Annotated in this window: 1 protein-coding gene; it reads right to left on the minus strand. The window is 67.0% G+C overall.

Features of this window, described 5'->3' with window-relative positions; all coding sequences use genetic code 11:
• Positions 1–61: 61 nt before the first annotated feature.
• On the minus strand, positions 62–25,516 hold the full coding sequence (locus tag LDL48_RS32100) for a DUF8616 domain-containing protein (protein WP_272493109.1): 25,455 nt from the start codon (positions 25,514–25,516) through the stop codon (positions 62–64).
• Between the last annotated feature and the right edge of the window lie 10 nt (positions 25,517–25,526).

Genomic DNA, 25,526 nt, shown 5'->3' on the forward strand with positions numbered 1-25,526 from the left:
CTCCGCCGGCTACTGATCAGTAAGACCGTGGACGGGGGCTGCTGGCCAACTTGCGAGGTGCTCAAGACTCGGCGTCGACAAGGGTGATGCGGCCCTCGTCGACGCCGATCAGTTTGTCGTCCGAAGCCTTGCTGCTGAACGTCGGATGGAATCCGCCGGTCATCCCGTACACCTCGCCGGTGAACCCGAACTGGCGCAAGCGGACCAGGAAGTCATACCCGGCGCCGCCCGGACCGTGCTGCGCTGAGGTGCGGGAGCCGAGGAGCACGATTACGGACCCCAGACCCGAGCGGGAACTGTGCAGGGCCTTCGATGCCAACACGAGGTCCGCGAAGCCGGTTCCGTCGAGAAACACCTTCCGCCTCGGAAACACTTCGTCAAGGCGGAAGGTGGTGCCGTCGGCGCGGACGTCGATCCAGAACACGCGCTTCGGGCGGGCCCCGTCCTTGCCACCCCAAGGAGTGTCCTCAACCCGCAGCGGAAGACCGTCCCGATCGTAACGGCTGTACCGCTGGTGTTCGCTCAGATCGACCTCCGTGAGGAAGCCGTCGAGGTCGGCCTTGCTCATGCCGCGTGTGGGGAAGCCCATTCCGAAGGGGATGTTCAGGCGGCGGACCACCACGTGGCGGACGCTCATTACCTCGATGAGGGGTGCGGGCTGGGGCCCTGGTTGCGGTGCCGGAACTCCCCGCTGCTGGGGGAGGGGTGCGGGCTGGGTGGGCGCAGCTGGTTGTTGCGGGGCGGGGTGGGACCGGGATGAGCCGGGGCTCGGCGTCGGCGGGGCTGCGGTGCCCGGGCGGGGCCAGTCCGGCTCGTCGGCCACGGAACCCAGGCTCGGATCCTCCGGAAGGATTTCACCGTTGGCCGGAAACGCTGTGAATACACCCATGCCGGTAACGCGGGTTGTGCCGTTCCACCGCAGTTCTACGTCGCCGCTGGCGGCCCGCACCGGACGATGGTCGCCGAGGGCATGCAGGCGGCGGGCGAACGCCGACATGGGGCCGTGCGGCCACGTGATCTTGCCGATCGAACAGCTCATGGATAGGAACCCGCGGTACTTGGCGGGGGAGAAGGCTTTGAGGCAGCCGGCGGCGTGCATGAGCTTCGCGAGCTCGTCGCCGTCGATGTGGATTTTGTCGCCGCCGCGGCGCATCCGGACTGCCACCCTGCCCGGGTTGCCGTGCGCGAAGACGAGCGCGTCCCACTGTTCGTTCGGTTCGCGTAAGTCATGCTTCGTGGCGGTGTCGTCGCCAGTCGGGTCCGGCAGGCTTTGATACATCGTTGGGCCACCCACGTCGGTGTTGTACACGTACTGGCTCCGACCGGACGCATCATTCAGATCGCGGGGGAAGCTCACCCCGGCGAGGCTTCCGTCCCGGTAGAACAGGGGTCGTATGTCGACGTGTTTGGGCAGCAGCGGGCCGGGTTCGACGGTCATCGACCAGGTCGGCACGGTGATCTGACCGGTGCGCAGCAGGGCGGATCCGGCGACCGCATGCACCGTCCGGAAGTATCCGCGGCGTTTGAGGCCGGAGCTGAGACTCTCCGTGGCACGCGCCGCTCGGGCCGTGGAGAACGTGGCGGGGAGCAGCACGATGATCGGCTTGTCCGAGTATGCGTCTGCCACCTCCTTGAATGCCGGGGAGGCCGCGAGAACCCGTGCCAATTCGTTGACGGGAAGTTTCACCGGGTGGGTGGGCTGCTCCCCGCGCATCGTGAACGTGCGGCCATCGTCGGAGCCGAGTAGCACCACCACCGGCATGGTGGGGGACTGCTGCCAGGGTGGGCGAGGTGAGAGCACCTGGCCTCGAACACCCTTCCCGTATTTGGTGATCGTGTTTTTGTCGGTGTTGTCAGCCCACTCCTTGACGTTGGTTTGGGTCGCGGGATTGTGGGCGGGGGTGGGGGTGGGGGTGGGGGTGGGGGTGGGGAAGATTACGCCGACGGCGCCGGGGTAGGCGGTTGTGCTCTTGATGACGAGCGACCGTACGTTGCCGGAGGGGATTTCGGCCATTCGTACGGTATTGGTCGTGTCGGTGACGGTGTTTCCGCGAGTTGCTTTGACGGTTCGTTGTGTGGTGTTGGCGCCGGTTCCGAGCGCGAAGTCGTATCCGGTATGGCCGGTGTCGTTGTGCTCTCCTGCCTTGGGCGAGGCCAGTAGCAGGCCCGTGGAAGGGGGACCGTCGAGGGCTTGGCGAACGAGGGGATGGTTGGCCGCGATTTTGCCGAAGGTGGTGCCGTCGAGTGCGAGTTTGCGCCCGTTGCGGGTTTGTACCCATACCTCGGTGCCGTTGCCGGCGACCACGACGAGCAGGTCCGCGCCGGTGCGGCGGTTGCCGTTGGCTGCGATGACCGGAGCGGTCACGTCCTCGGGGTCACCCTCCAGCGGGAAAGCGATACCGCGATTGCCGGACAGCTCCACGACGACCAGATCGTCGAGTTCAGGCTCCCGAACCAGGTCGAACCCGATGCCGGCCGCGTTCAGTTGCTGGAAGCCGTTCAGATACAGCATCCCGCTCCTAGCGAAGTAGACGGCGCGGTATCCGCCGACGGCGAGCTGTCCTTGCAGGAACTGTTCGGCGGCCCGCCGGATCCAGTCTGCATGCCCGGTGTTCTTTCGCATCGGGTCCGGCGTGAGCAGCACCAAGGGGCGGTTGAACGCGGAGTCGTCGATCTTCCGGAAGTCCGGGTCGGTGTCCAGATATCGGGGCAGGTCACGCGGAGACACCGTGATCGTGCCGCCGTGGTGTGAGGCGACCAAGAAGTTGTCCCCGCCGGGTGCACGTTCTAGGAAGATCATCAATGGTCGTCCGCCCGGACGAGGTCGCGGGCCACCCCACGGGTTCTCCTCGAAGGTGCTGGTGACCTTGCCGTTCAGGTCGATCCGATGTACCCGCACGACGTCGAGCGCGCCCTCGCCGTGATTGTCCGCGAATTTGACGATGTCGTTCAGGTAGGCCGGAGAAGCGGCGATGACCACTCCGAATACCCTGCCCCGGGCATCGACCACCGGGCGTATACGGGGCCCGTGCCGGCCCCTCTGCGTCTGCGGAGGACGGCTCGATGTGGCGAACCGGCCGTTGAAGGCGTCGTCGAACGGCACGTGGGACGATACGGCCGCCGGCTCGTCCTCAACGTCGGACAGTTCGTCCTCGTCCAGGTCGGACAGGGTGTCAGAGACCACCGGCCCGTCGTTGTTGACGTGATGAACCTCCTCGTCCTCACCCGGGCCCACAGGGGAGGCCGCGATGGCCTTGAGTTGGCCGTTGTTGATTACTCGGAATCGCCGGAATGAGCTGTCGGCCGACAGGAATATGTGATTGCGCTTGCTGTGGACGGGACCGTTCGTTGCCCACACCACACCGGTGAAGTGCTCCTGATCGGTGAGGTGACGGAGCATGTCATACGCAATGTGGCCCGGTTGGACCGTCTTGCCCGCCATCGACGGCCACAGCACGATGTCGGTGCCCGGCCGGAACGGACCGCGACGAGCCCGGTAAGCCTCCGCCACCAGGCGGGCCAGAGTACGGCCGTCGACTTCGACCACTCGTCCGTCCCGCAACGCCAGCTTGACGTGGGTAGAGCCGGCGGATCGGGCGTAGACCGCGAACGGCTCTGTGACCCAGGGCGCCTTGGTGTCGATCAGCCGGTCGGCGCCTGGATTGGTCTGGAGGACTCTGCCGAACCAAGAGCTCCGATCGCTCGCCCGGACCTCCTCTTCCTTCTCTTCGTGCTCGTTCAGGGGGAAGGCGATGCCCCCGGGCCCGTCGTCGAACCACACGGGCTTGCGTAGGTCGGCCAGCGACAGGGTGGCCGGATCGTTCGGCGCGGTGTCATCGTCAACCGAGTCGTCGAAATCGGTGCCGGATGCTGGAGGCGGCGCCGGCCTCGCGGGCGCGGACGGGGCAACCGGTGCGCCGGTGGTCGGAGGGGTTGGCGTGGACGTGGCTGCGGTAGAGGGGGCAGGGTTCTCTGCGGTGCCGACCCGGGCGGGTGGTTCTCCGCGGAGCATTCCAATCTTGCCGCTCGAGGCCCACAAGACATCGCCGGTTGTTGCCCGGACCGTTCGTTGGGTGAGGTCGATGGGCAGGCGTGTGGCGAAGTCGTGCCCTACTCGACCCGGCTCGTCCTGGGCGCCTGCCTGGGGCGATCCCAACAGAATCTTCGTCGTGCCGTCGGCTAGGAGTTCGGCGAAACGGGAGTGCGTGGACACGATGCCGGCCAGGTCGGTGCCGGTCAGTTCGAGCTTGCGGCCGTTGCGGGCGTGCACCCATACCCGTTGGCCGTCGCCGGCGACGGCGATGCAGTAACTGGAGGTGCCCCGGGGTTCGCCGGGCTTGTTGCTGCCCTTGGTCACGTCGTTGGCGTCGCCGGGCAGCGGTAGTGCCAGGCCGCGGTCGCCGGGTAGTTCTTCGACCGTGATGTCGCTGAGCTGAACTCGGCGGGCTTGGGTGAAGGAGCCGTTGCGCACGGCGAACCGGGTGATGCCGCCTCGTTTCCGGAAGCGGATCTGCGCTGATTCACCCGTGGGGTAGTGGATCGGCCGGTACCCGCCGACGGCGATCTGGCCGTCCAGCAGGTCCTGGGCCTCGGCGGGGGTGAGTCCGGCCGTATCGCCGAGGACGACCAGGACCAGCGGGCGGTTGAACGGTGAGTCGTCCAGCTCCTGGAACCCGGGCTGTCGCTGCAGGTGCCGGGCCAGGTCACGCGGCGCCACGGTGGTCGTGGCGCCGTTCTCGGCGGGGACCCGGAACCCGGTGCCGTCGGGTGCGCGTTCCACGAAGACGAAGACGGGCTTACCCGCGGGGCGAGCGGCCGTGGGTGCCCATGGGGCGGTCTGCAGTTCGAGATCGGCTTCTTGGATCACCGAGCCGGTGTCGCTGGGAAGCACACCTTGGGCGAAATCGGTCAGTTCCGCGCGTATTCTTGGGCTCGCCACCAAGGAGAACCCGAGCGGGTCGCCGTTACGGTCAGCGACCGTCCCGGCTGACGCGGCAGGCTCACCAGACGGCTGGGAAGGTGTCCCCGTCGGCTGCTGCGGCGGCTCGTCCGAATCGGAGTCGATGACCTCAATCTCGATGTCCTCGGCAAGGGGCTTGAACTCCGCGAAGCGCCCGCCGTCAGGCAAGCCGATGTTCGTTCGTCGGTCGAACGCCGTCTTGGCATCGGGCGCAAAGACAGGCGCCGGTACGTTGTACCGACGGTAAGCCGCCTCGGCGAAGTCGTTCGCCAAGCCGCCTGCTGCTCTCTGCCGGCCTGACTCGTCCGCGAGGAGGACGATGGGAGCGTCCGCGCCTCTGCTGTTGAGAAGACCAGCCTCGTGGGCCAGCCGGGCGAGTGTTGCGCCGTCGACTCGGATGTGGCCTCGCGTGCGGTGCCGAACGATGGCGTAGTTGCTTTCGGCGGTTCGGGCGTTCAGCACCAACGGCGTGCGCAAGAAGTGTTCCCACGGCGCGGCCACAACCTTCATGCGCCCGGACCTAGGTGACGGAGCCAGATAGTCGCGCTGACGGACCGCATGGCGCAGGTCCCGGATGAAACCGGGGTCCTGCCCGCCGAGCGGGAAGTTCAGTCCTACGACTTCGTCCCCTTGCCAAAGGCACTCCACTTCGAGGTCCTGGACCCCGACGGTGTTGTCGACGGGAGGCAGGCGGGACGGGCGGGCGGTCCAGTGGTCTTCGGTGGGATGTTCTGCCGGTTTGGTCTGTGGCGTGTCTGCGGGGGTTTGGGGTGGTTGAGGCGTGGTGGCGTTTTGTCCGGGCGTGCCGAAGCCGATGATGCGGCCGTCGCCGGAGACGCCGATCCGGGCTTTGCCTTGGGCGTTCGGGTTGGTCAGGAGCTGGTTGGTTGCGGCATAGGTCTGCTGATCGGGGTGGCGGATGGTCTGCAGGGTGTGGTGGAAGTCGTAGGCTGCGCCGCCTCGTTTGTTGATGCCGGCGGTGTTGCAGGACAGCAGCACCACGGGTGCGGCCGGGCCCGGGTTTGCGGGCTGCATGACGTGGGCTTGAGCGGCCAGCCGGGCGAAGTCGGTGCCGGTGAGGCGTACGGTTTCGCCGTTCTTCAATCTGACGGTCATGGAGTGGGCGTCGCCGTGGGCGTCCACGAAGACGGGGCGTGCGCGCCACGGTACCGGTTCGTCGGTGTAGGTGCCGTCCGTGTCGGTTTTGAACCGGCGGTAGGTGCCAGGGTCGTCGTGCGTGGCGGCGGCGAAGCGTGACATGACGTCGTCGTCGCCGTCCTGGCTGGGGAAACCGACCCCGATGGTCTCGCCTCGTGCGTTGCGCAGCGGCACGGTGCGTACGTCGTCGAGGCTGAGTTCGGTGCCCTCGGCCCGGACCGCGTCGGCGGAACGGGCAGCCTCAAGCTGTGCCTCGTTCGCGTGGTGTGCCGTCCACCACGCCGTCTCGGCATCCGACACCGCACGCTGTGCGGCCCGCAGCGTATCGATGTCGGGGTTCTCACGGGCGAGCAGCGCGTCGCGGCGGTTCACCGCCGCGGTCCACTCCTCGCTGCGCCGGGCCAGTTCCCGGGCGGTCTCCCGGAGCGCTGGAGGCAGGACCATGCCGGTACGCGCCTCCGCCTCCGCGTCCGGCATCCGGACCGTTACGGCGTCGGGAATCCGTACCTCGCGGCCGGCATGGGGCTTGGCCGTCGTGCCGAGGGGTCGCGCGATGATCCGGAACTCCACCTCGTACGCCACGCTGCGGGTCACCGGATCGTCGGACCTGGCCGTTTCGGGCAGTTCGACGATCTCTCCGCCGGGCAGGTCGACCTCGGCTTTGCGGATTCGTTCCGGATCCGACGCGTAGAGCGGCTGCTCGACGAAGGTAGACGCGTGGACTTGCCCGAAGGGGTGACGCTCGCCTACCTCGTTCGCGCCGGACGGGTGATTGACGCCGCCACCGCCTACCGGGCCATGAAGCTGCAACGAGAAGACGTGACCGTTGGTGCGCTCGAGCGTGCGCCCGCTTTTGTGGCCCTGTTCACCCTCGATCTGGACGCGGGCGTCAGCGTGTGCGAACCGCGGTGCCGGGCGTAGCCGGGCGTCGATGACGAGTTCGCGGTCCGCCTGGCCCAACGGCACCACGAAATGGCCCTCGGTCATCCCGCCGACCAGCGCCGCCTTGATTTTGGTCTCGGTGATGCCGTCGCGGAGCGCCGCCTCGGTGGAGTGGTCCACCCGGGCGCCGGAGTCGATCAGCGTCTGCCGGGCGACCGCGTGCAGGTCATCGACGTCCAGCAGGACGTGCTCGACGGCGAACCTGCCACGCTCGGGCAGGGTCTCGTGCTTGCCCTCGGCAGTCAGCCACCATTTCCGGGCGCTGTCAGTGAGTTCCCCCCGGGGCAGGACGGCGGATGGTTCAGCGTGGCCGAGGGGACGGTCGCCGACGGCTCGGGGACGGGTGTCGCCGGGAATGGTGTGCACCGCGACGGTGCGGTTCTCGGTAACGGTCACGCCGGTCTCGGGGAGGTCGCGGCCGGTGACGGTTACCGTGAGTCGCAGGTCTCCATCGTACTTGGCGATGGGACCACCGGTGGCCAGCCGTTGTTCGAACAAGAGTTCGGTGTGCCGGGTGTCCTTGATGGAGCGGTCGCCGATTTGCGCGGTGCCGGCGTAGCCGCCGCCCACGAAGCCGGTCGCCGGACCGTGACCGGAGGTCTGCGGCGGTTCCCCCGCCGGGGTGTTCTCGGTCCAGATCCCCTGAGGGCGCCCGGCCAACCCGAAGGTGGCGAGCGTACGGCCACGGGTGTGGGTGTCGGAGCTGCGGATGGCGGTGCTGTCACTCACTGACAGCTCGTCGACGTGCTCAATACCGGCGAAGCGCGGCTGCCGCAGGAACTCGGCGTTCAGCGTCACCCGGTACGTGTGGCCCCGGAATCGGCCCTCAAGGCGAATCGGCAGGCTGCGCCCGCCGTTGAGGGCGCCGGCCAGGTGCTGCTCAGCCCTGTGGAGGAACGTCCGGATCAGACGTACGTTGTCGTGCGGCTTGTCCAGCGGCGACTCCGGCAGCAGGGCGCGGGCGAACTCGTCGCCCTTCTCTTGGCCCTGGGTGCGGCCGATCTCTCGGGCGATCTCTTTGCGCAGCGTGGCAACGACGTCACCCAGGTCCAGCGGAGTCAGCGCTCCACCGAGACCGAGGGATGCGGGCCGACCCGGTGGAATGGGTGCTGGGATCTCTGTGCCGGGCTCGTGTGCCGGCTCTGCCTGTTCGTCGTGCTGGCGCAACGCCGCGAGCTGAGCGGACGTCACCCACATCAGCACCGCGCCCGGCATGGTGAAACGCTGCCCGGCCGTGCGCGGACGGGCCTCGCGGGTGACGCCAAGTGGATCCAAGTGCGTGCGACGGACCGCCTCCGCGACGACTTCCGCCTCGACGTCGACCTGCACGAGGATGCGGCCGGTCGGCCGCGTACCGAGCCGCGTCTTCGTCCTCCCGGACACAGAGATCTCCCGAACGCGGCCCCAGACGCGTTGCCAGGGCGTCAACGAACCGACGATGACCCCGGCGGGATGAGCCGTCACGCTCCCCTCGCGGACACCGGCTCCGGTTATCACGGGGACGCTGGTCAACGAAAACGCCAATTCCGCCGAGCGGCCGGACTTGCCGCGGACGGCCGAGCCGCCGGAGAGTGCGGTCTTGACCCGCTCGAACTCCCCATGAGGCAGCTCGCGCGGGTTCGTGGGGCGCAGCGAGACACGGGCATCGGCCTTGGCAAGCGCAAGACGGCGATCGTGCCCGAGGTTACTGAGGATCAGCGGTCGGCTGAAGACGTCAGGCCCGCCGGTGAGCTTCTCCGGCGAAATCTCGTCGGCGATCACCGTCGAGTTCCGACCGTCCGGGAACGCATAGATGTCATCGCCCGAGGCCTCGACGAGAGTCTCCTTGACCGCCTCCTGCAGGTGCTCCACGCCGCGGAACGTCTCGATCCGCGCGCCGTCAAGGCCCAGCGGGAAGCCGCCTTTGACCTCACTGACGGGGCCGGTCTCCGTGAGCCAGCGGCGCCCGACGGGTGCCGGTCTCGGGGATGGTGCCGGTGGCCTCGGCGTCAGGCGGTGTTCCGGGATGAGCATCTGGACGCTGAGCGGGAACGCCTTCGGCCGGTAATAGACGTGACCGATCTCCTTCGGCAGGCCCCGGCCCGGCCAGCCCGGGATGAGGTGTCGGGCGTTCGCGGTGGTCCGGCTGCTGGATCGCAAGGACACCGATGCCTGCACGGTCGCGGTGAACTCACGCGTGACATGGCTGGAGAGGTTCCCGTCGTCATCGAGCGCCGGGCCGTGCTCGGCGTCTGCGGCGTAGCTCTGGCTCAGCTCGATCTCGTGGCTGCGGCTGCGGCCGTAAACGCCCCGAGGGCCACCGACGTGAATTCCGAACGCGCGGCCGAGGCGCCCCAGGAAGCGCCCTTCCACGGCCAGCTCTGTGCTGTGCGTACGGTTCCGGCGGACCGTCGTCGTGGTCCTGGTTTTGCGCTTGTGCTCGGCGTGCAGCGGACCACGCTCGCTCAGCTCGCCGTCGGAGAGCTCGTCCAGCCGACCGCGTATGGTCACCACCGTCGTGTACGTGAACCACGTGTCCCGCTTGATGAGCGGGATCTCGAGCCCGGGACCGACGATGCGGTCGAGCACGTACCGAAGCTGGCGGCTTGACAGGTTGGTGCGTGTGGCGGAGTTGCGCTTAAGAATGGCGTCCACGCTGTCAGTGAGCCCTTTGGCCAGGTCAGGATCGCCGAAGGACCGCAGGAACGCGTCGGACTCCAGAGTGAATCTGCGGTACCCGGGCACGGACCGCAGGGCTGTCAGAATCGCCTGGTAGAGCCGTTCGCCGCCGCCGATACTCTCGATGTGCGCGCCCCCGAACGCTTCCCCGTTCTCGATGTGCGCCGGGGCATAGTGGGTCCGCTCGTGACCTCGCCGCCCCGCTCGCCTGGTGCCGGCGCGTTCCGGGTCCAGGGCGGTGTCGCGGATCCGGTCCTGAGTCGTCCACTGCAGCGTGCGTACGGTGCCGGTCAGCGTGCGCGGCCGCTGCCCCGTGAGCCGGACCTGCAGCTCGTACACGGTCTCATAACGGACCACAGGGCCCCTAGCCGTGAGAGTCTGCCGGGTGTTCGTCTCTTCCTTGATCTCCTGGGTCGTGTCGCCCGTCCGCGACTGCGCGATCCTGGGGCCGACGAGGATGCTCAGCGGCGGGATGTCCGTGCCGCCGCCGCCGATACCCCAGACGGTCGTCGGGTGGTCGGCGGAGGCGCTGTCCGAATGCTCGTTGGTGAAGGCGTCGATGTCGGCATAAGCGGCTTCGTCGACCGGCTGCACGACCTGCACCTGCCGGGCTACCAGACGCAGCTGGATCTGCTGATCGCGGCCGGGGAACGGCCGCCGCCAGCCGGTCCGAGAGCGCAGCAGCGGTGGCGGGCTCACCCATCCCCGGTCCTCTTCGGAAGGGTCATGCACCACCATCTTGCCGAGGTTCTCCGTCACCTTGCCCACGGACAGAAACTCGCGTAGCACCTGGCGGCCCGGCGCCCCGACCCTGATCGTGTCGCCCAGCCCCTGATCGGCCAGCATCTTCTCGACCTGGTCGAACAACGGGGGGACGTCCACGCTCTCCACGGCGAACCGCTTGGGTGGCGCCGTGTCCAGCAGTTGGGTGTCCTCGGACAGCGGGGGCAATGGCGGCGGCTCGACGAGGCCCGTCGGGACCCGCAGCGCAACCGTGCCCCTGGCGGTGGCCGTGCCGGTGCCCGTGGTGCTGATCGGCGCACCGTCCGCGCCCCGCAATGTCGCCCGGAAGGTGACGGGCACCTGGACGTCCACGTGTTCGGTCAGCTCGACCGTGGCGGTGGTCTTGAACTGGCTCTGGTGGCTTGCGGACCAGACGCTCGCCGGTTTGGTGGGCAGGAGAGCGCCGACTCCCGCGATCAAGCCGGGAATAGCGGTGACGATTCCCTTCGGATGGATCTGGTGGGCATTCCCGTGGCTGGCGTAGTGCTGGGTCGTTGCTTGCGTCTCCGTCAAGCCGACTATCGGGTCGCCGGCCTCCGCCGGCAGGACGCTAACAGCATCCCAGTCGAACACCGCGGTGACGATGAGTTCTGCTGGTTTCCCGTCGACCGTGACCGCGTACGCACGGCCCTCGCCGAGGAACTGATTGACATGCTCACGGGTGTCCCTGTCCAGCTCGCGAATATCCGTCTCGGCGATGCCGGGCGCCAGCTTCCGCACCTCGCCGGCCAACGAGAGGTCCTTGGCCGGATGGATCTGCGCGGTGATCCCCAGGGTCCGGCTGTTCCGCAGATAGGCGGGCAGCGTCGCGCGGACCGCCTCCGGGTCGGAGTTCAGCGGGGGACTGTCGGCAGCCGACTCGTTGGCGTCAGGGGCGGCAAAGACGGTAGGGCTCTCCGCCGGGCTGCGCTCCGGCTCTGGGAGGCGCTCCGGGGCCACCGCTCCGGGGTGCTCCAGCTCCCGGGTATGGGCGTCGGCACCGAGGGGTTCGCGGGCGAGTACCGCCTCCAGCCGGGCGGTTGCGTCGGCGAGCGCTCGCTTGATGCCTGCGAAATCGCCGTAGTATCCGGGGGGCGTCTCCTCGAGGTCATCGGTGAGGCTGCCGACTCGCCGGGCGGCATCCTGGGAATCGAGAGCGGCAGCATACGTCCTGGCGAGCCGGAGGCGGTCCGGGTCGGCCCCCGGGGGCTCGTCGCGCAGTACCTCCGCCTGGTGGATCGCGGTCGCAGCCTGGCGCACGGCGGCTTTGAACTGGTTTCTCAGGTTCGTGAAGTAGGCGCGCACACTCTCCAGCTCCGCTGCGCCACTGGGGAGTGATCGGCCCTGATCCGGCCCGCCGGCAATCTCGCGAAGCTGGACGGCGGCGTCCTGCCAGGCGCGAATCGCGTCCTCGACGGCGTGGACCGCGGCGCGCAGGGCGTCCGCCCGCTGGCGCAGGTCGCGGACTTCGCCGCTGCCGGGGAGCCGTTCCTCCGAGCCTTCCACGCCCGGCTGCCCGGTGCGACCGTCGGCCGGGTGCTGGAACAGGCCGATGCGTCGCCACCGCACTATCCACCGCCGGCTGCGCTTACCGGCGTTGCGGTGACTCTGCTCGATCTGCTCCGCCCGGTGCCCCAGGCGGGTAGCGAGGTCGCGCGCCCGTGCGGTGAGTTCCTCCGCACGCGACGCTTCATCGACCAGCGGGAACACCGTGTCCCACCACGGTTTCGTGAAGCGGCGGAGTGCTTCGAGGTCCCTGCGCACCGTCCGGGCGAGTTTTTGAATCCGCTCGACGGTACGACCGACGCTGACGTCGCCGAGGTCGTGGTCTGCATTCATCAGGTATGGCATCGCCGTGACTACCAGCTGGCCCGCGGGACGACCCGGCACAGCCGGGAGGGCCTCGAAACGCCAGAACCTGTTTCCCTCGGCCACGCGCGAACGTGGAATCGTGGCCTGCCCGTCGATGGACGGCCCGGTGACGAGGATGTCTCCGGCCGCGACCTGGGCGGTGCCCTGGGGTGCGTAGATCGGCACGCCGGGAAGCTCGCGCGCTAGCTGGGCGGCGAACCCCCGCTCGCGGTCTGTGGCGGTCTCCGAGGCGAGCAAGACGATCGGGCGGTTACCCCACCGCCGGTCTGCCCGAAGCCGATCGGCCAGCTGCCGGGCGCCGATCGGCCCTTCCGGGGTCAGCAACCGGTACGCGTCGGCGTGACTGAACACGACGTATCGGTCGTCGCGAGAAGGATAGTCGTCCGCGGTCAGCGCCTGCACCGCGTCCCGCGAGTCGCCCAGCATGAGGCCGGCGGGGACCTCGATGGCCTGTGGGGCCGGCACGTCCTTGGTCTCGTTGGTGTTGAGGGACGGGGAACTGGCCTCCGAGTCGATGGTGGTGATGGCCGGTGTGCCGGTGGCGGTGCGGGGGTTGGGGATGCGGATGAGGTGGCCGTGATTTCCCACCCCGAGGGTTGTCGACACGCTCTCGGTGGCGCCGTACGCCTCGCCGAGGTGGCCGTGTTCGTCGGCGGCGCTGTGCAGGAAGTCGTAGATGGCGCCGCCTCGGTGTTGCCGCTGGGCGGCGGAGCAGGACAGGAACAGCAGGGGGGACTGCTGGCCGGAGTGACTGCGGGTGAGGGCTTTGCTTTGGTGCACGAGGTGTTCGAGGTGTTCCCCAGAGACGCGTACGACGCGGGGTTTGGTGCCGGCGCGGCCCTTGATGGTGATCGCGAAGGTGCGCGCGTTGGCGTGGGCTTGAACGTAGAAGAAGTGACGGCCGCGCAGTGTTGACTGGTCCCAAGGAGTGTCGATGATGCGGCTCGATTTTGACAGATCCCGGTCTGCGAACTGGGTGTAGTGGGTTTTCGGGCTGTTGTCGATGGATTGCATCTCGGCAGAGAACAACTGAGGATCGTTGGTACGGCTGGGGAAGCCCACCCCGATGACTGGCCCGGGTTCGCCGTCGAGGCCGGCGGGTCTGCGCACGATGATGTGCTCGATGTCGGCGAGGTCATAGAACAGGCGCGGTGCTGTCTCGGTGTCGGGTTCCGGGTCGCCGGCTGCCATCACCGAGCCGCTCGACAACACCGCGGAGGAGCCTGATTCGTCGTCGCTGTCGTCGTCGGACTGGTAGCGCGGCGGTGGTCCTGGTTCGCTGTCGCTGTCGTCGTTGGACTGGTAGCGCGGCGGTGATGCTGGTTCGCTGTCGCTGTCGTCGGTGGCCCGGAGGTCGTCGAGTACTTCGCCCACGTTGATGTCGAGCGATGCCGCCAGTTCGGTGATCTCTTCGAACGTAGCGTTCAAGTTGTCCCGCAACGTTTGGGCCAGAACCACGTCCTCGTCCTGGTCGTGTGTCTCTACGGCCTCTTGCAGGTTCTGTTCGATCCGTTGGTGCCGCTCGCGCGAAGCGGGCATGGCCGCCTGCAGCTGCTGCAGATACGGTTCGGTGACAGAGTCTGGCTCGGCTAGATCCTCCATGCGCCCGACCAGCACGAGGGCCTTGAACTGGAATTGTCGTGCCTGCGCTGCCCGGTTTCGTACCTCGTGCAATGCGCTCGCGGCGACCGCGGGCGACGGGTCGGTCAGGATGCTCTGTGCCTGTGCAGCGGCCTCCTCCGCCCATCGGCGGACAGTATCGGCGTCCTGCGGGGCACTCTCGAGCAGCTCCTCCAAACGCTGCGCCATCCGCATCGTGAGTTCCGTATTGGATTCGATTGCACCGATTTCTCGGACATGAGTGTCGAGTTCTCGCTGCAGAAGCTCGTTCGCGTCTCTAGCTTCGAAGCTCGCTTCGATAAAGTTGTCAAACGTCTCCTTGTACCGCGTGACGAGTTCGTCCAGTGTCTCGACGGTCGTGGCCTTCCCGGGATCGGAGGCGTACTCGTCCGCACGATTGATGATTCTGGCCAGTGCCCGGCGCCTGACCTCGTTCTGCTTGTCGTCGCCGGCAAGCTTCCTCATGCGTATCGCTTGCCGCAGTGCGGCAGACTCACTCTGACGCAGACGGGTCCGGAAGGATTTCGCTTCCTCTGCCGGGATCGCCAACTGAGTCGTGGCAGTCCGGGCATTCGTTGCGATCTCGTGCAGTTCTTGGGCCATTTGCTGCAGCTCTGTCGCTGCGGCGGAGATGTGTTCGGCGGCCCGCTGCGGGTCGATGGGGTCGAGTTGTTCGTCGTTGGCGGTCATGAGGGCAGCGGAGTCGTCGCGGTCCTCCACGTCGCTGTCGGACTCCGAGTCCCCGGTGCCGGTCTCCGAGTGACTCAACGGTGCCATCGGTAAGGCCAGGTCATCAGCTTCGCCCAGGACCGTTTCCTCGGCCGCTTCGGAGCCGACTAAGGCCGCACTGATTTCCGCGTCGACGTTGATGCCGAGCGACGCGGCCAGGCGGAAGATGTCGTCGGCGGCATCGGCCGCGGACTGGAACTCCTGGTGTACCTGAGCAATGCTTTCGGCCATCGTCGGCTGGGAGTTCAAAGCCTTCCGTGTCGTCGCAACGCGATCGGTGTACTCCTCTTCGAGGCGACGCAAACGGGCCTCAAGCTCTGTGATCATTTCGGGGATGTCCCCATTGCCGAGGAGTCGGGCGCGATAAGCCATGTCTTCCAGCAACTTTGCCGCATGGCCCTCGGCCGACCGTGCCTGAGTCGCGCAGTAGCGCACATTCTTGAGCGTATTGGCGGCGTCTTCCGGGGACGGAAGCGGACCCATGCTTCTCGCCCGCAGGACGGCAAGGTCCCGATACTCGCGAGCCTGAGCGACATTCTGCCGCAGAAGCCGGATGAGGGCCCGGATTGCCTGCGTGAGCGAGACGCTGTCCGCGGCCTCTGAAGCGATGTCGGCCATGGCTTGGCGATGGCGTTGAAGGTCGGCGATTGCGGAAGAGGTGCGCTCGACGGTCTCGGAGTACATCCCCTGGGCGGTGCCCAACGTCGTCGCGTGTTTTTCGGCGAGTTTCTGCAGTTTGGCAGTGACCGGGGCAAGCGCGTGATCGCCGGCGTACTCGCCCGCCAACTGCAGGATGCGGCTTACCGCCCGTTGTGAACCTCGCTCTGTCTTCACTACGTCGGTGAGGCGACTCAGGTCAAACTCCATCGTCCTGATTCGCGCTTCTATGGCGGAGGTGCTCCTCCCGCTGTCGCCGGCCAGGGAGAGGGCCTGATCCTGCGAGACGCCCGACTGCGCCTTCCGAAGGCGACTCGCGGTTTCGCCTAGCGTGCGAGCCGCCGCTTTGTCCATTGCTATCGTCGCGAGCTCAGCATTGATCTCTTCGACCACCCGCGGCAAATCGAGCGGGCCGTCGGTGGCTTCGTTGGTGTTGATGGGTGAGAAGGTGGCGTCGGGCTTGATGTCGGTGGTGAGGGGGTTGGGGATGCGGACGAGGTGGCCGTTGTTTCCCACCGTCAAGGGGTCGCCCCACATGATGTCGGTGGCGCCGTATGCCTCGCCGAGGTGTTCGTGTTTGTCGGCGGCGCTGCGCAGGAAGTCGTAGATGGCGCCGCCTTGCTGTTGCAGCCGGGCTGCGTCGCACGACAGGAACAGCAGGGGGGATTGCTGGCCCGAGTGGCTGTAGGCGAGGGCTTTGCTTTGGTGCACGAGGCGCTCGAACTGCTCGCCGCCGACGGATACGACGCGGGGTTCGGTGCTGTCGTGACCCTTGAGAGTGATACTGAAGGTTTTTGCGTCGGCGTGGGCTGCGATGTAGAACAGGCGGCGGCCGCGCAGTGTTGACTGGTCGGCCCAAGGGGTGTCGATGATGCGACCCGTATCTGCCCGCTTCTGGCCTGCCGTCTGGGTGTAGTGCGTTTTCGAACTCTCGTCGAGGGCTTGAATCGCGGCCGGGACCCGTCGGTCGTCGCCGTGGCGGCTGGGGAAGGCCACGCCGATGACAGCTCCTGGTGTGCCGTCGGCACCGGCGGGTTTGCGCACGATGATGTGCTCGACATCGGCGAGGTCGTAGAACGGGTCCGGTGCTGTCTCGGCGTCGGATTTCGGATCGCCGCCGACCACCTCCGAGCCACTCGACACCACCACCGGGGAGAACCCCGGGTCATCGTCGCTTTCATCCTCATCGATCCAGTCCGGCAACTGGTCATCCCGGAGTGCGTCGACTCGCCCGTCGAGGTCTATGCCGAGCGATGCCGCCAGCGCGGAGAGTTGTTCGAAGGCAGCGTCAGATTCATCCCGCGACTCATTGAAGCGAAGCGCAGCCTCGCTCTGGTCATGTTTCGCTGTGGCACTTCGCAGACTCCTTTCGCTTTCCTGGTGCTGCTCGAGGAGATCAGTCATGATGTCCGGAATGCGTTCCAGGTATTCAGTGAAGGAGAGTCCTTCGGTTTTGTCGTCTCTCCAAGAGAGTGTTATCCCGGTGTGGAAGTTGTATTCAAGTGCTTGCGTTTGGCGGTGCAACGCACTGGCCAGGACCGCGTGCGACGGGTTGGTCTGGCCCGCGACTTCCTGCGACCATTGGCGAATGATTTCGGAGTCCTGCGTGACGTTTTGGAACAGTTCGTCGAGACGCTGCAGTGATTCCACCGCGGTCGCGTTCTTCGCGACGATTCTATCAATCTTCTCGATATGACTCCTCGAAATATTGAGCAGGTGCTCGGCATCCTGGATGGCTTCTGCAGCCATATTGTCCAGCGCGTTAAGCGTGGTCATGTACTGCGCGGCGAGTTCGTTCAGTTCCCCGACGATCTCGGATTGGCCGGTTTCGGAGACGTGCTCGTTCGCGAGACCGAGGACTGTGTTGAGCGCGTCGCGCTTGAACTGGTTGTCTTCAACGTGGTTGTTGAGTTCCCGCACGCGAGCTACGAGTTCTTGGGCTTGCAGCCGTGCGGCAGACCTACTCTGCGGCAGACGGGTCTGGAAGAATTTCGCCTGCTCCCCTGAAGAAGCCAACTGGGCGGTGGTGCCTTGGGCCCACGCCGCTATATGGTCCAGTTCTTCGGCTACTTGGTGCAGTTGTGTCGCCGCCTCAGTGATCTGTTCGGCCACCCTCGTCGGGTCGACGGGTCCGAGTTCGTCGTCGTAGCCGGCGGCTAGGGCTGCGAATTGGTCGACGGTGCGGGTCATTGCGTCGAGGTCTTGGCGTGCGTGGGCGCGGACCTCGAGGGGGACGAGGGGTTGGTCGGCGAGCAGGCCGTCGTTGTCGTCCAGGCTGTCGAGGCCGTTGAGCCCGAAGGCGTCGCCCTGGTCCGCGTACGGCATGCCGGGCTGGTCGGCCCCGTAGAGGGCGTTGTGGAGGTAATCGCCGGGCGAGATCCCCTCGATAGATTCGGACAGTAGGTCCAGGTCACCGTCCTCATCGATCTTGCCGAGGTCCCGCAGGGCCTGCATGATTTCGGCGTTGCGGGTGTGGCTGGCGAGGGAGTCGAGGAACTGTTGCTGGAAGGCGAGGCTGATCTGGTCGGCGTACTGTGCGAGGAATTTTTTGGCTTGCGGTGTCAGGGCCGTGTGCAGGGCGCGGGGGTCCACGCGGGACGCGACGGCGAGGTGACTCTTGACCAGACGGCTTGGCCGATGCATGGCCTTGCCGATGTCGGTGAGGATCAGGGCGGCGACGTGGGGGTACATCAGGGCGAGCAGGCCGGTGATCTCGTCGGCGTCGCGTTCGTCGGCGGTGGTGCCGGCCCAGGTGCGGTAGGTGTCGGCGAACTGCTGGGCGATGGTGAGGCCGTCTTCGACGATGCCGCGGCGGCTGCGTAGCGCACCGGCCTTGGGCACGGAGGACGATTCGTTCGCGACGTGGCGCAGGAATTGTGCCGTACGGGCCAGGGGCACGCCGACGGTGTATTGGGTATAGGGCCTGCTGCCGCGGGGGTTGAGGATTCGGCCCCGGACTTTGATGTCGTCTGCGCCGGGGTCGATCCGCCAACCTTCCTCGGCGGGGAACATCTGCGCGAGGCTCTTTTCGTCGCCTTCGGTCAGGCCGTCGAGTCTGCGGTTGGCTTCGGCGACCAGCCGGGTGACCTCATGGCGGTCCGGGCGGTCTTCGCGGTCCAAGACCTTGCTGGGCGCCCCGACGACTTCGCCGATGGGCACCTTGTCCCCAGTTGGCTGGTTGTCGGCGGTGTAGGGGGTGGAGCGTTCGACTTTGATTTCGACCTGGCCGCTTTCGTGGCGCACCAGGACCTGGTTGTATCCCAGTGGTGTGTCGCTGACGAATTCGTGGCGTCGGCCTTCCACTTCGATGCCGATGGCGCCGATGCGGGTGCCGTGTGCGTCGGTTGCCGGTGCGTCGACCAGCGCCTGAGCGGCGGTGGGTGTCTGCGGTGTGACCGCGGCGGTGTCGATGATCAGCCCGTCGGGGGCGACGATGAGGACACGGGCGTCGACGGGGGCGGGCAGGCTCGAGGGTTCGTCAAGGACACGCCTGCCGGGCGGGCGGTTGAGGTCGGCGTAGGTGATGACGCCGTTGTTGTCGCGGTGCGCCACCACGGCGTGCCCGACGTCACGGGGCCGGCCGATCAGCACGTAGGCGGTCATGCCGGGCTTGAGCGCCGTGTTGATGTGTTCCCAACCGCTGGTGTGTTGCCATTGATCGTCGGGGACGCCGGGCAGCACGGTGCGGGGGCCCACGCTCAGGTCATCCCGAGCCCGGCCCGTCCGCAACCGCCCATGCCACGACTTCGCGAAGGAACGCAACGACGTGACACACGCCTCCAGGTCCTGCTGCCGCGACAGCGGCGCGACAGCATCCACCACATCGCGGAAGTCAACGGGCGTCGACATCACAGCGCCGGCGTTACCGGTCGTCGGGGCGAATGGTTTGCTGATGGACAAGCGCTCGGGAACATGAGTCGGCATAAAGAAATAAAGTTGCTCGTCCCCGGTGGGAAGCAGGGCCAGCTTCCCGGACTGTCCGTCCACAAAGATGAGGTGGCCGGTGTCGTGTTTCACCACGTTGACGACGTGGCCGGCGCCGCCAGCCGAGGCCCGGTAGGCGACGATGCCACGCGATCCGGCGGGCAGCGAGTGCAGGTGGTCAACGAGATCGGAAAACGATCCGGACTGACTGAACTTCCCGCCCATACGCTGCTCGAGGGACTCGAGATCTGTCATGGGCGCCTCGGGCGCCGTCTGCAGGGGATGAAACGCGAGCATGCTGTCCACGATCTGCGCGACGACGTGGCAGTTCGTGGGCGGCTTGCTCATATTGTCTCGGTTGATCAGCTCGAGCCCAGGGAAGAGGAGCCGAATGCTCTTGTCCTGGTCGGCAGGGTCGCGCAACTCACCCTTGGCGTTCAGGGCTATGACGGACCGCCCCTCACGGGACTCGGCGATCCGGTCGAGGAGTTCCTTGAGGGCGACGTCGTGCTGGGCGACCGGCTCAAGCGACGCTGTTGCGGGCGTCGGTGACGATGGAACAGGCGACAAGGTGCTGGACGCAGGAATTGCGGACGGGGCCGGTGATGCCTCTACCGGTGCCGGTGCCGGGGAAGCATCAGGCGTTACTCCGGTGGAGCCAGGCATGTCGATGTCGCCGTCGCGGCCCATGTCGATGTCGCCGTCGATGTCGCGGTCCATGTCGATGTCGCTGTCGCGGTCGATGGCGATGTCGCCGTCGATGTCGCGGTCCATGTCGATGTCGCTGTCGCGGTCGATGGCGATGTCGCCGTCGATGTCGCGGTCCATGTCGATGTCGCTGTCGCGGTCGATGGCGATGTCGCCGTCGATGTCGCGGTCCATGTCGATGTCGATGTCGCTGTCGCGGTCGATGGCGATGTCGCCTTGCGGGGATGTGGCCGTCCTCGGGAAAACGGGCGAATACGTGGTCCCGTCATCGATTACGGGAGCCCCGAACCCGGTGGTTGTCGGGATGGGCGTGTAGACGATGCGTCCGTGTGGGTCGACCGATCTCTGAATTCGCAGGGTCGGGGTGGAGCCGACTGCGCTATCCACCGGTCGGAAGGTCTGAGGCCTGTCGCCGTCCTGTACCTCGACGGTGACATGCAGTTCGTCGGCCACAAGGTGCAGGAAGATGCTGTCGGCGGCGCGTTGTCGGTCGCGTTCGTCGGCAGGCACCGGCTCCGCGGGAGAGTCGGCTCTGGGTGGGGCGATCGCCGCTATCACGAAGTGCCCGGAATTGTATGGGTTGCTGCGCCGGTACTCGGCGATCTGGTCGAGCAGCGCACCCTCAGCCTTGACACCGGCCTCCAGGCTTCGTTGCCTGATCTCGGCTGGGGTGAGTTCGTGCAGGGCGCCCAAGGCGCCATAGAGGGAGGTGTTGCTCACGTCAGGATTGGTCTTGACCAACTCCGAGGCATTAACGAACGCCTGCCGGGTGTCATTGGCGGTGTTGGACAGGGCAAGCTGCCGGGCAGCGTAAACCTTGTGTTCCGGCTGCAGGCCCATGGTGACGTCGGTGCCGGGCACGTGCAACGACACGGCGGGGTTCAGGGTGTTCTGCCGCTGCCCACCGAGCTGCTTGCGCTGGGCGGCCGTTAACGAATCGACCCAGGACGGCCGTGGAGCAAATTGAGACGGTCCCCCCGGGTGGCGGTGAGGAGAAACGTACGGGGACGGATCGAAACTGTGCTTAGGGGCGTACTCGGTGAGGCTGATGCCCTTCTTGGCGGCTCTGCCGGCACCCTTCTTAACCTTGGAACTGCCCTTCTGGGCTGCCTTGACCCCGACCGTGCTCGGTTTCTGGGTGTTTGCAGGCACGGTGCCGCCGGAGTCATGACCGAAGAAGCGGTCCGTGACCGATTTCATGGTGGTGTGCGACTGCGGCAGCACCTTGCTCATCTCGCCGTACCTGGCGGGGTCCAGCTTGGCGGCCTCGACGGCCAGGCGGGACAGGTCCGTGGCCACCGCCGCGTTCGCATAGTCGGCGAGGAGCCCGATGCCGCGCGCGCGGTGCCGGTTGTTCTGCGAGTCGACCTGCAGCTCGCCCTGAAGGATCTCCTCCGATAGCTCGGACGGATCGGTGACGCCGTGAATAGTGGTGAGTTCCCGCTGGTACGCCCGATGCAACGCCGTGCCCATACGAGTGAATTCAGCTCCGCCTTCACCGAAACGGACGTCGCTGTCACCCAGAATCAGTAGTCCGTCGACGAACAGGTTTGGTTCGGGCACGTACGGCAACAGCGTGGCGATGTGCGCCTGACGGTCCCGGGTCTGCATGTCGTCACGCACAGCGTCACGGAAATGCTCAACGAACCGGGTGGCGGTGTCCGGATTCTCGAGGCGGTCGATCGCTTCTTGCGTCTTGGCAGATTTGCCGTGCTTTTCCATCTCCTTTCTCAGCCGTTCGAGGGTGTCGCGGATGATGGTCTCCGACGCCCCGACGCGGTAGCCACCAGCCATCATCAACGGCCGGTCCGGGCGGTCGTCGTCTGCGGCGGTGCGCCGCTGGAACTCGTCGAAGATGTGGGCACCGGATTCGATGGTCCGCGCGCCGGTGTCGAAATCCTGGAACGACACGTACGGGTAGTGGTTCTGCGCAGCCAGTGCCTGCACGGCCGCGGCCGTCTCCGGCGAGTCCCGCACCGCGTTACGGGCTCGTCCGTGCGGGAAGGAGCCCTCCTTGACGACCGGTCCCACCGCGTGTCCGACCACCGCGATCGGGTACGGCAGCGACTGCGCGTGCCGTACCGCTTTCTCGACCGCTTCCTGCAGTTTCCGATCCGGTTGGCGGTCTTTGGTGTTGACCCCGATGACGAACGCCACCCGGACGCCCGGCTGCACCCCGTCCATGATCGATTTGATGACCTGAGGCAGCAGGTCCACATCGCTCGCCGGCGTTATGGCGTTCACGACGAACGCGATAGGCGCCCTCTGCTCGATCAGATCGTCGCGTACCGTCTCGTAGTTGCCGGCATCCACCTGCCGCTGCACGTTCAACAGACGGGCGAATGCGTCGTTGTGTCCGCCCTGCGCCGCCGGTGGTGGAGGTGCCGGCCGGCTTCCCAGCGCCTCGGCGTCCACCACAGGTGGTTCGGGAGCGGGGGTGGGGGTGGCGTCACCGCGATCCGGTGGCAGCGCCGCGTCCGCCACCTCCGCGATGCGCTGCAGGTGACGGTCCCGCAGATCAAGCGATGTGCCGGACATCAGCGACGAGTCGGCCGGCTCCCGCCGATTCAGCACCCGGGTGTTCGGGCCCGATTCGCGGGCCTCGTCGGGCAGGCCCAGGTAGTGGGCGACCTCGTGCGCCATGTCGAGGTCCGGCGTGGTGACCGACCACGTCGTCTGGGTGGTCGGTGTCGGGACGCCGTACAGGTCGATCGTGGTGTGCGCCGCAGCCGGATCGTCGGTGAACTGCACTGTGACATTCAGCCGGTCGTTGCCCAGCCGGTAGTCACGGTTCAGCGTCGTCTCCACCGCGGCCTTGGCGCGATGCTCGATGTCCGACTTCTGCTGCTGAGCCGTCCCATCCTTCGGGTTCAGCCGTATGCGGACAGTGAAGTCCTGGATCGGGGAAGCACCTTCGCGTTCGATCACGCGGTGGTCGTAGGCGACCAGGCCCTCAACCCGTGCGAGGCGGGGGATCGGACGGTTGGTCTCCGGCACGTCGAGCCCAGCCTGCTCATAGGAGCGGGCCACCAGCTCCGGTACTCCAGTGTGCGTGGGGGGCAACTCGACCACGTCGTACGACGTGGCCGAGACAGTGCGGGTCGGCGTGGTGCTGCCGGTGTCATGCTGCGGGCCGGGGGTGCGCTTCGGATCCCTCTGGTCCTGTGCCGCCTTGTCGGTTGCGGGGGCCTGGTTGGCGGGCTCCGGTGCGAAGGTCGATGGCACGGCCGCCGTGCTCGGCGCGCCGGGGTGGTCCTCGTCGCCCGGCAGGTCACGCTGGATCTGGGGTTCGTCGACGGCAAGTGCCCAGGGCGGTAGGTTCTCCCGAGCGGCCGAGGGCATGGGCGAGACCGGCGAATCGCTGCGCGGATACTGCTGGGAGTCCGGCGACATCGGCGACACCGGCGACCGTTCCACGTCCAGACGAGGAATGTCGGTGTTGATCGAGAGCGAAGTCGGCCGGGTGGGGCGCCCTTCCGGCTGGGACGGCGTAGCGCCGGCCTGGTTGGGCGTCGTCTGCTGCTCCGGTTCGGGCAGCGCTGTGCTCGGCTGTCCTGCAGTGCCGGGCCCGGGGGAGATGGTGTCTGGCTGGCGGACCGTCCCGGCTGCGGGCTGAGTGACGTCATGCTGAGGCGCAGGGCCGACGGTCGTGTCGGGGTCGATACCACGGATAACGCCAGGCGGAACATCTACCTCGGTGGTAAAGGTCGGTGAGCCGTCCGCCGTCGGCGGGAGGACGACGCTCTGGCGCCCGTCGCCGTGCACTCCGGGACTCGAAGGCGAACCGGGAACGGTGTTGTCGGGCGCCTCGGGGGTGGGCCGCCGCGTTATCGCGTCGTCCAGGTCCGGAGAGGCCACGCCGCCGTCGCGAGGTGCCTCGTGGAGCGCCGGGCCTTCGGTGTTCGGCTCCGTGACGTGCACGGTGTCGAAGCCCGGCAGTTCTCCGGGGCCATTCGCCGGCGCGGCGAAGCTTCCGGGCATCCTCTGCTCGGCCCGGGGATCGGACAGCCCGGCATCGCTTTGCTGCCCGTTGTCGCGCGCTACAGACCCGTTCGTGTCGGGCCGCTGGGCGCCCTCGCCGAGTTGCTGTTGCTGGCCGCCCGGCTGGTTGTCGTTCCGAGTGGGCGGGTTGCCGCCGACGGCTTCCGGCCCGGACGTGTCAGTGTGGGAATTGTTCGAGTTGTCGCTTTGGGGGTTGGTGGTGCTGTTGGTTTGGTCGGGGCGTGGGGAGTAGGGCGGTGGTGGGTCGCTTTGGGGGTTGGTGGTGCTGTTGGTTTGGTCGGGGCGTGGGGAGTAGGGCGGTGGTGGGTCGCTTTGGGGGTTGGTGGTGCTGTTGGTTTGGTCGGGGCGTGGGGAGTAGGGCGGTGGTGGGTCGCTTTGGGGGTTGGTGGTGCTGTTGGTTTGGTCGGGGCGTGGGGAGTAGGGCGGTGGTGGGTCGCTTTGGGGGTTGGTGGTGCTGTTGGTTTGGTCGGGGCGTGGGGAGTACGGCGGCGGTGCGTCGCTTTGGGGTTGCGAGCCCGGCTGCCCACCCGGTCCGGCGTGGGTGTTCAACGGGTATGCCGGCGGCTTCCCGTTGGCCTGCGGGGACGAGCCCGAATTCTCGTCGGCAGGCGGGAGCGGCTTCGGTGGCTGACCGTCGGCGTTCTGTGGCGGATTGAAATGCTCGCTGAACTCGACGGCGCCGTGATGCAGGTAGGAGTGGATGTAGTTGGACGTTAGCGTCCCGGGGTTCCAGAAGGGTCCGCCGCCACCCAGGGCGAGGTTGGCGAGGCCCTCGAAGACCGTCTCGCCGAGGCCGGCCAGGGTCTCGCGGGTGAACAGGTACTTGTTGACCCGTGGGATGAGGTGACCGCCCACAACGGACGTGGCGGCCGTTCCCGCGCCCACCAGCAGGCCCGCGAGGAACGACTTGAGCACGTCCCCGCCGTCGATACCGTCCTTGCGGTTGCCCTCGAGGATCTGCGTGACCTGGGCGGCCAAGCCCTGCCACACCTCTTCAAAACCTTCCTCGACACCCTCGATGGTGACGTTGGCCAGCGCCTGCAGCAGTCTGATCTTCAGCTGGGCGATCAGCGTCTGAACGATTTCCTGGCCAATTTTGATGAGGCCGGGGACGAGCACCGCGCCGAAGCCGGTGGCCATGGCGATGGCGATCTCGAACACCTGGGTGAAGGCCGCGATGACAATGTTGTACTGCGTCGATTCCGAGTCGAGCGCGAACTTGTGGGCCGCTTGTGCCAGCTGATTGGAGGCGTCGCCGCCCTTCGGCACGTGCTTGGTGATCGTCGACTGGTACTCGGCGAACGCGCGTGCTGCTGGCCCTTCGAGGCTGCCGCCGAGCTGGTTGCCCAGGCCGGCGGTCCGGTACATGCCGTCGATCAGGGTCGCGGAGAATTTGTACAGCTCGTCGCCCATTTTCCGCAGAGCAGCCGGGTCTGCCTTCGGGTACTGCTCGCCGACCCCGTACAGGATGGCGTCGTACGCCCACTGCCATTCGGGATCGTTGGGAATGTGGAAATCGGGCATGGGCTTCTCT

The sequence above is a fragment of the Jidongwangia harbinensis genome, assembly GCF_020216025.1.
Classification (GTDB): Bacteria; Actinomycetota; Actinomycetes; order Mycobacteriales; family Micromonosporaceae; genus Actinoplanes; species Actinoplanes harbinensis.

Bases quoted from the DNA above. Each gene is read 5' to 3' on its own strand.
- LDL48_RS32100 (WP_272493109.1), bottom strand. From the start codon at position 25,516: ATGCCCGATTTCCACATTCCCAACGATCCCGAATGGCAGTGGGCGTAC.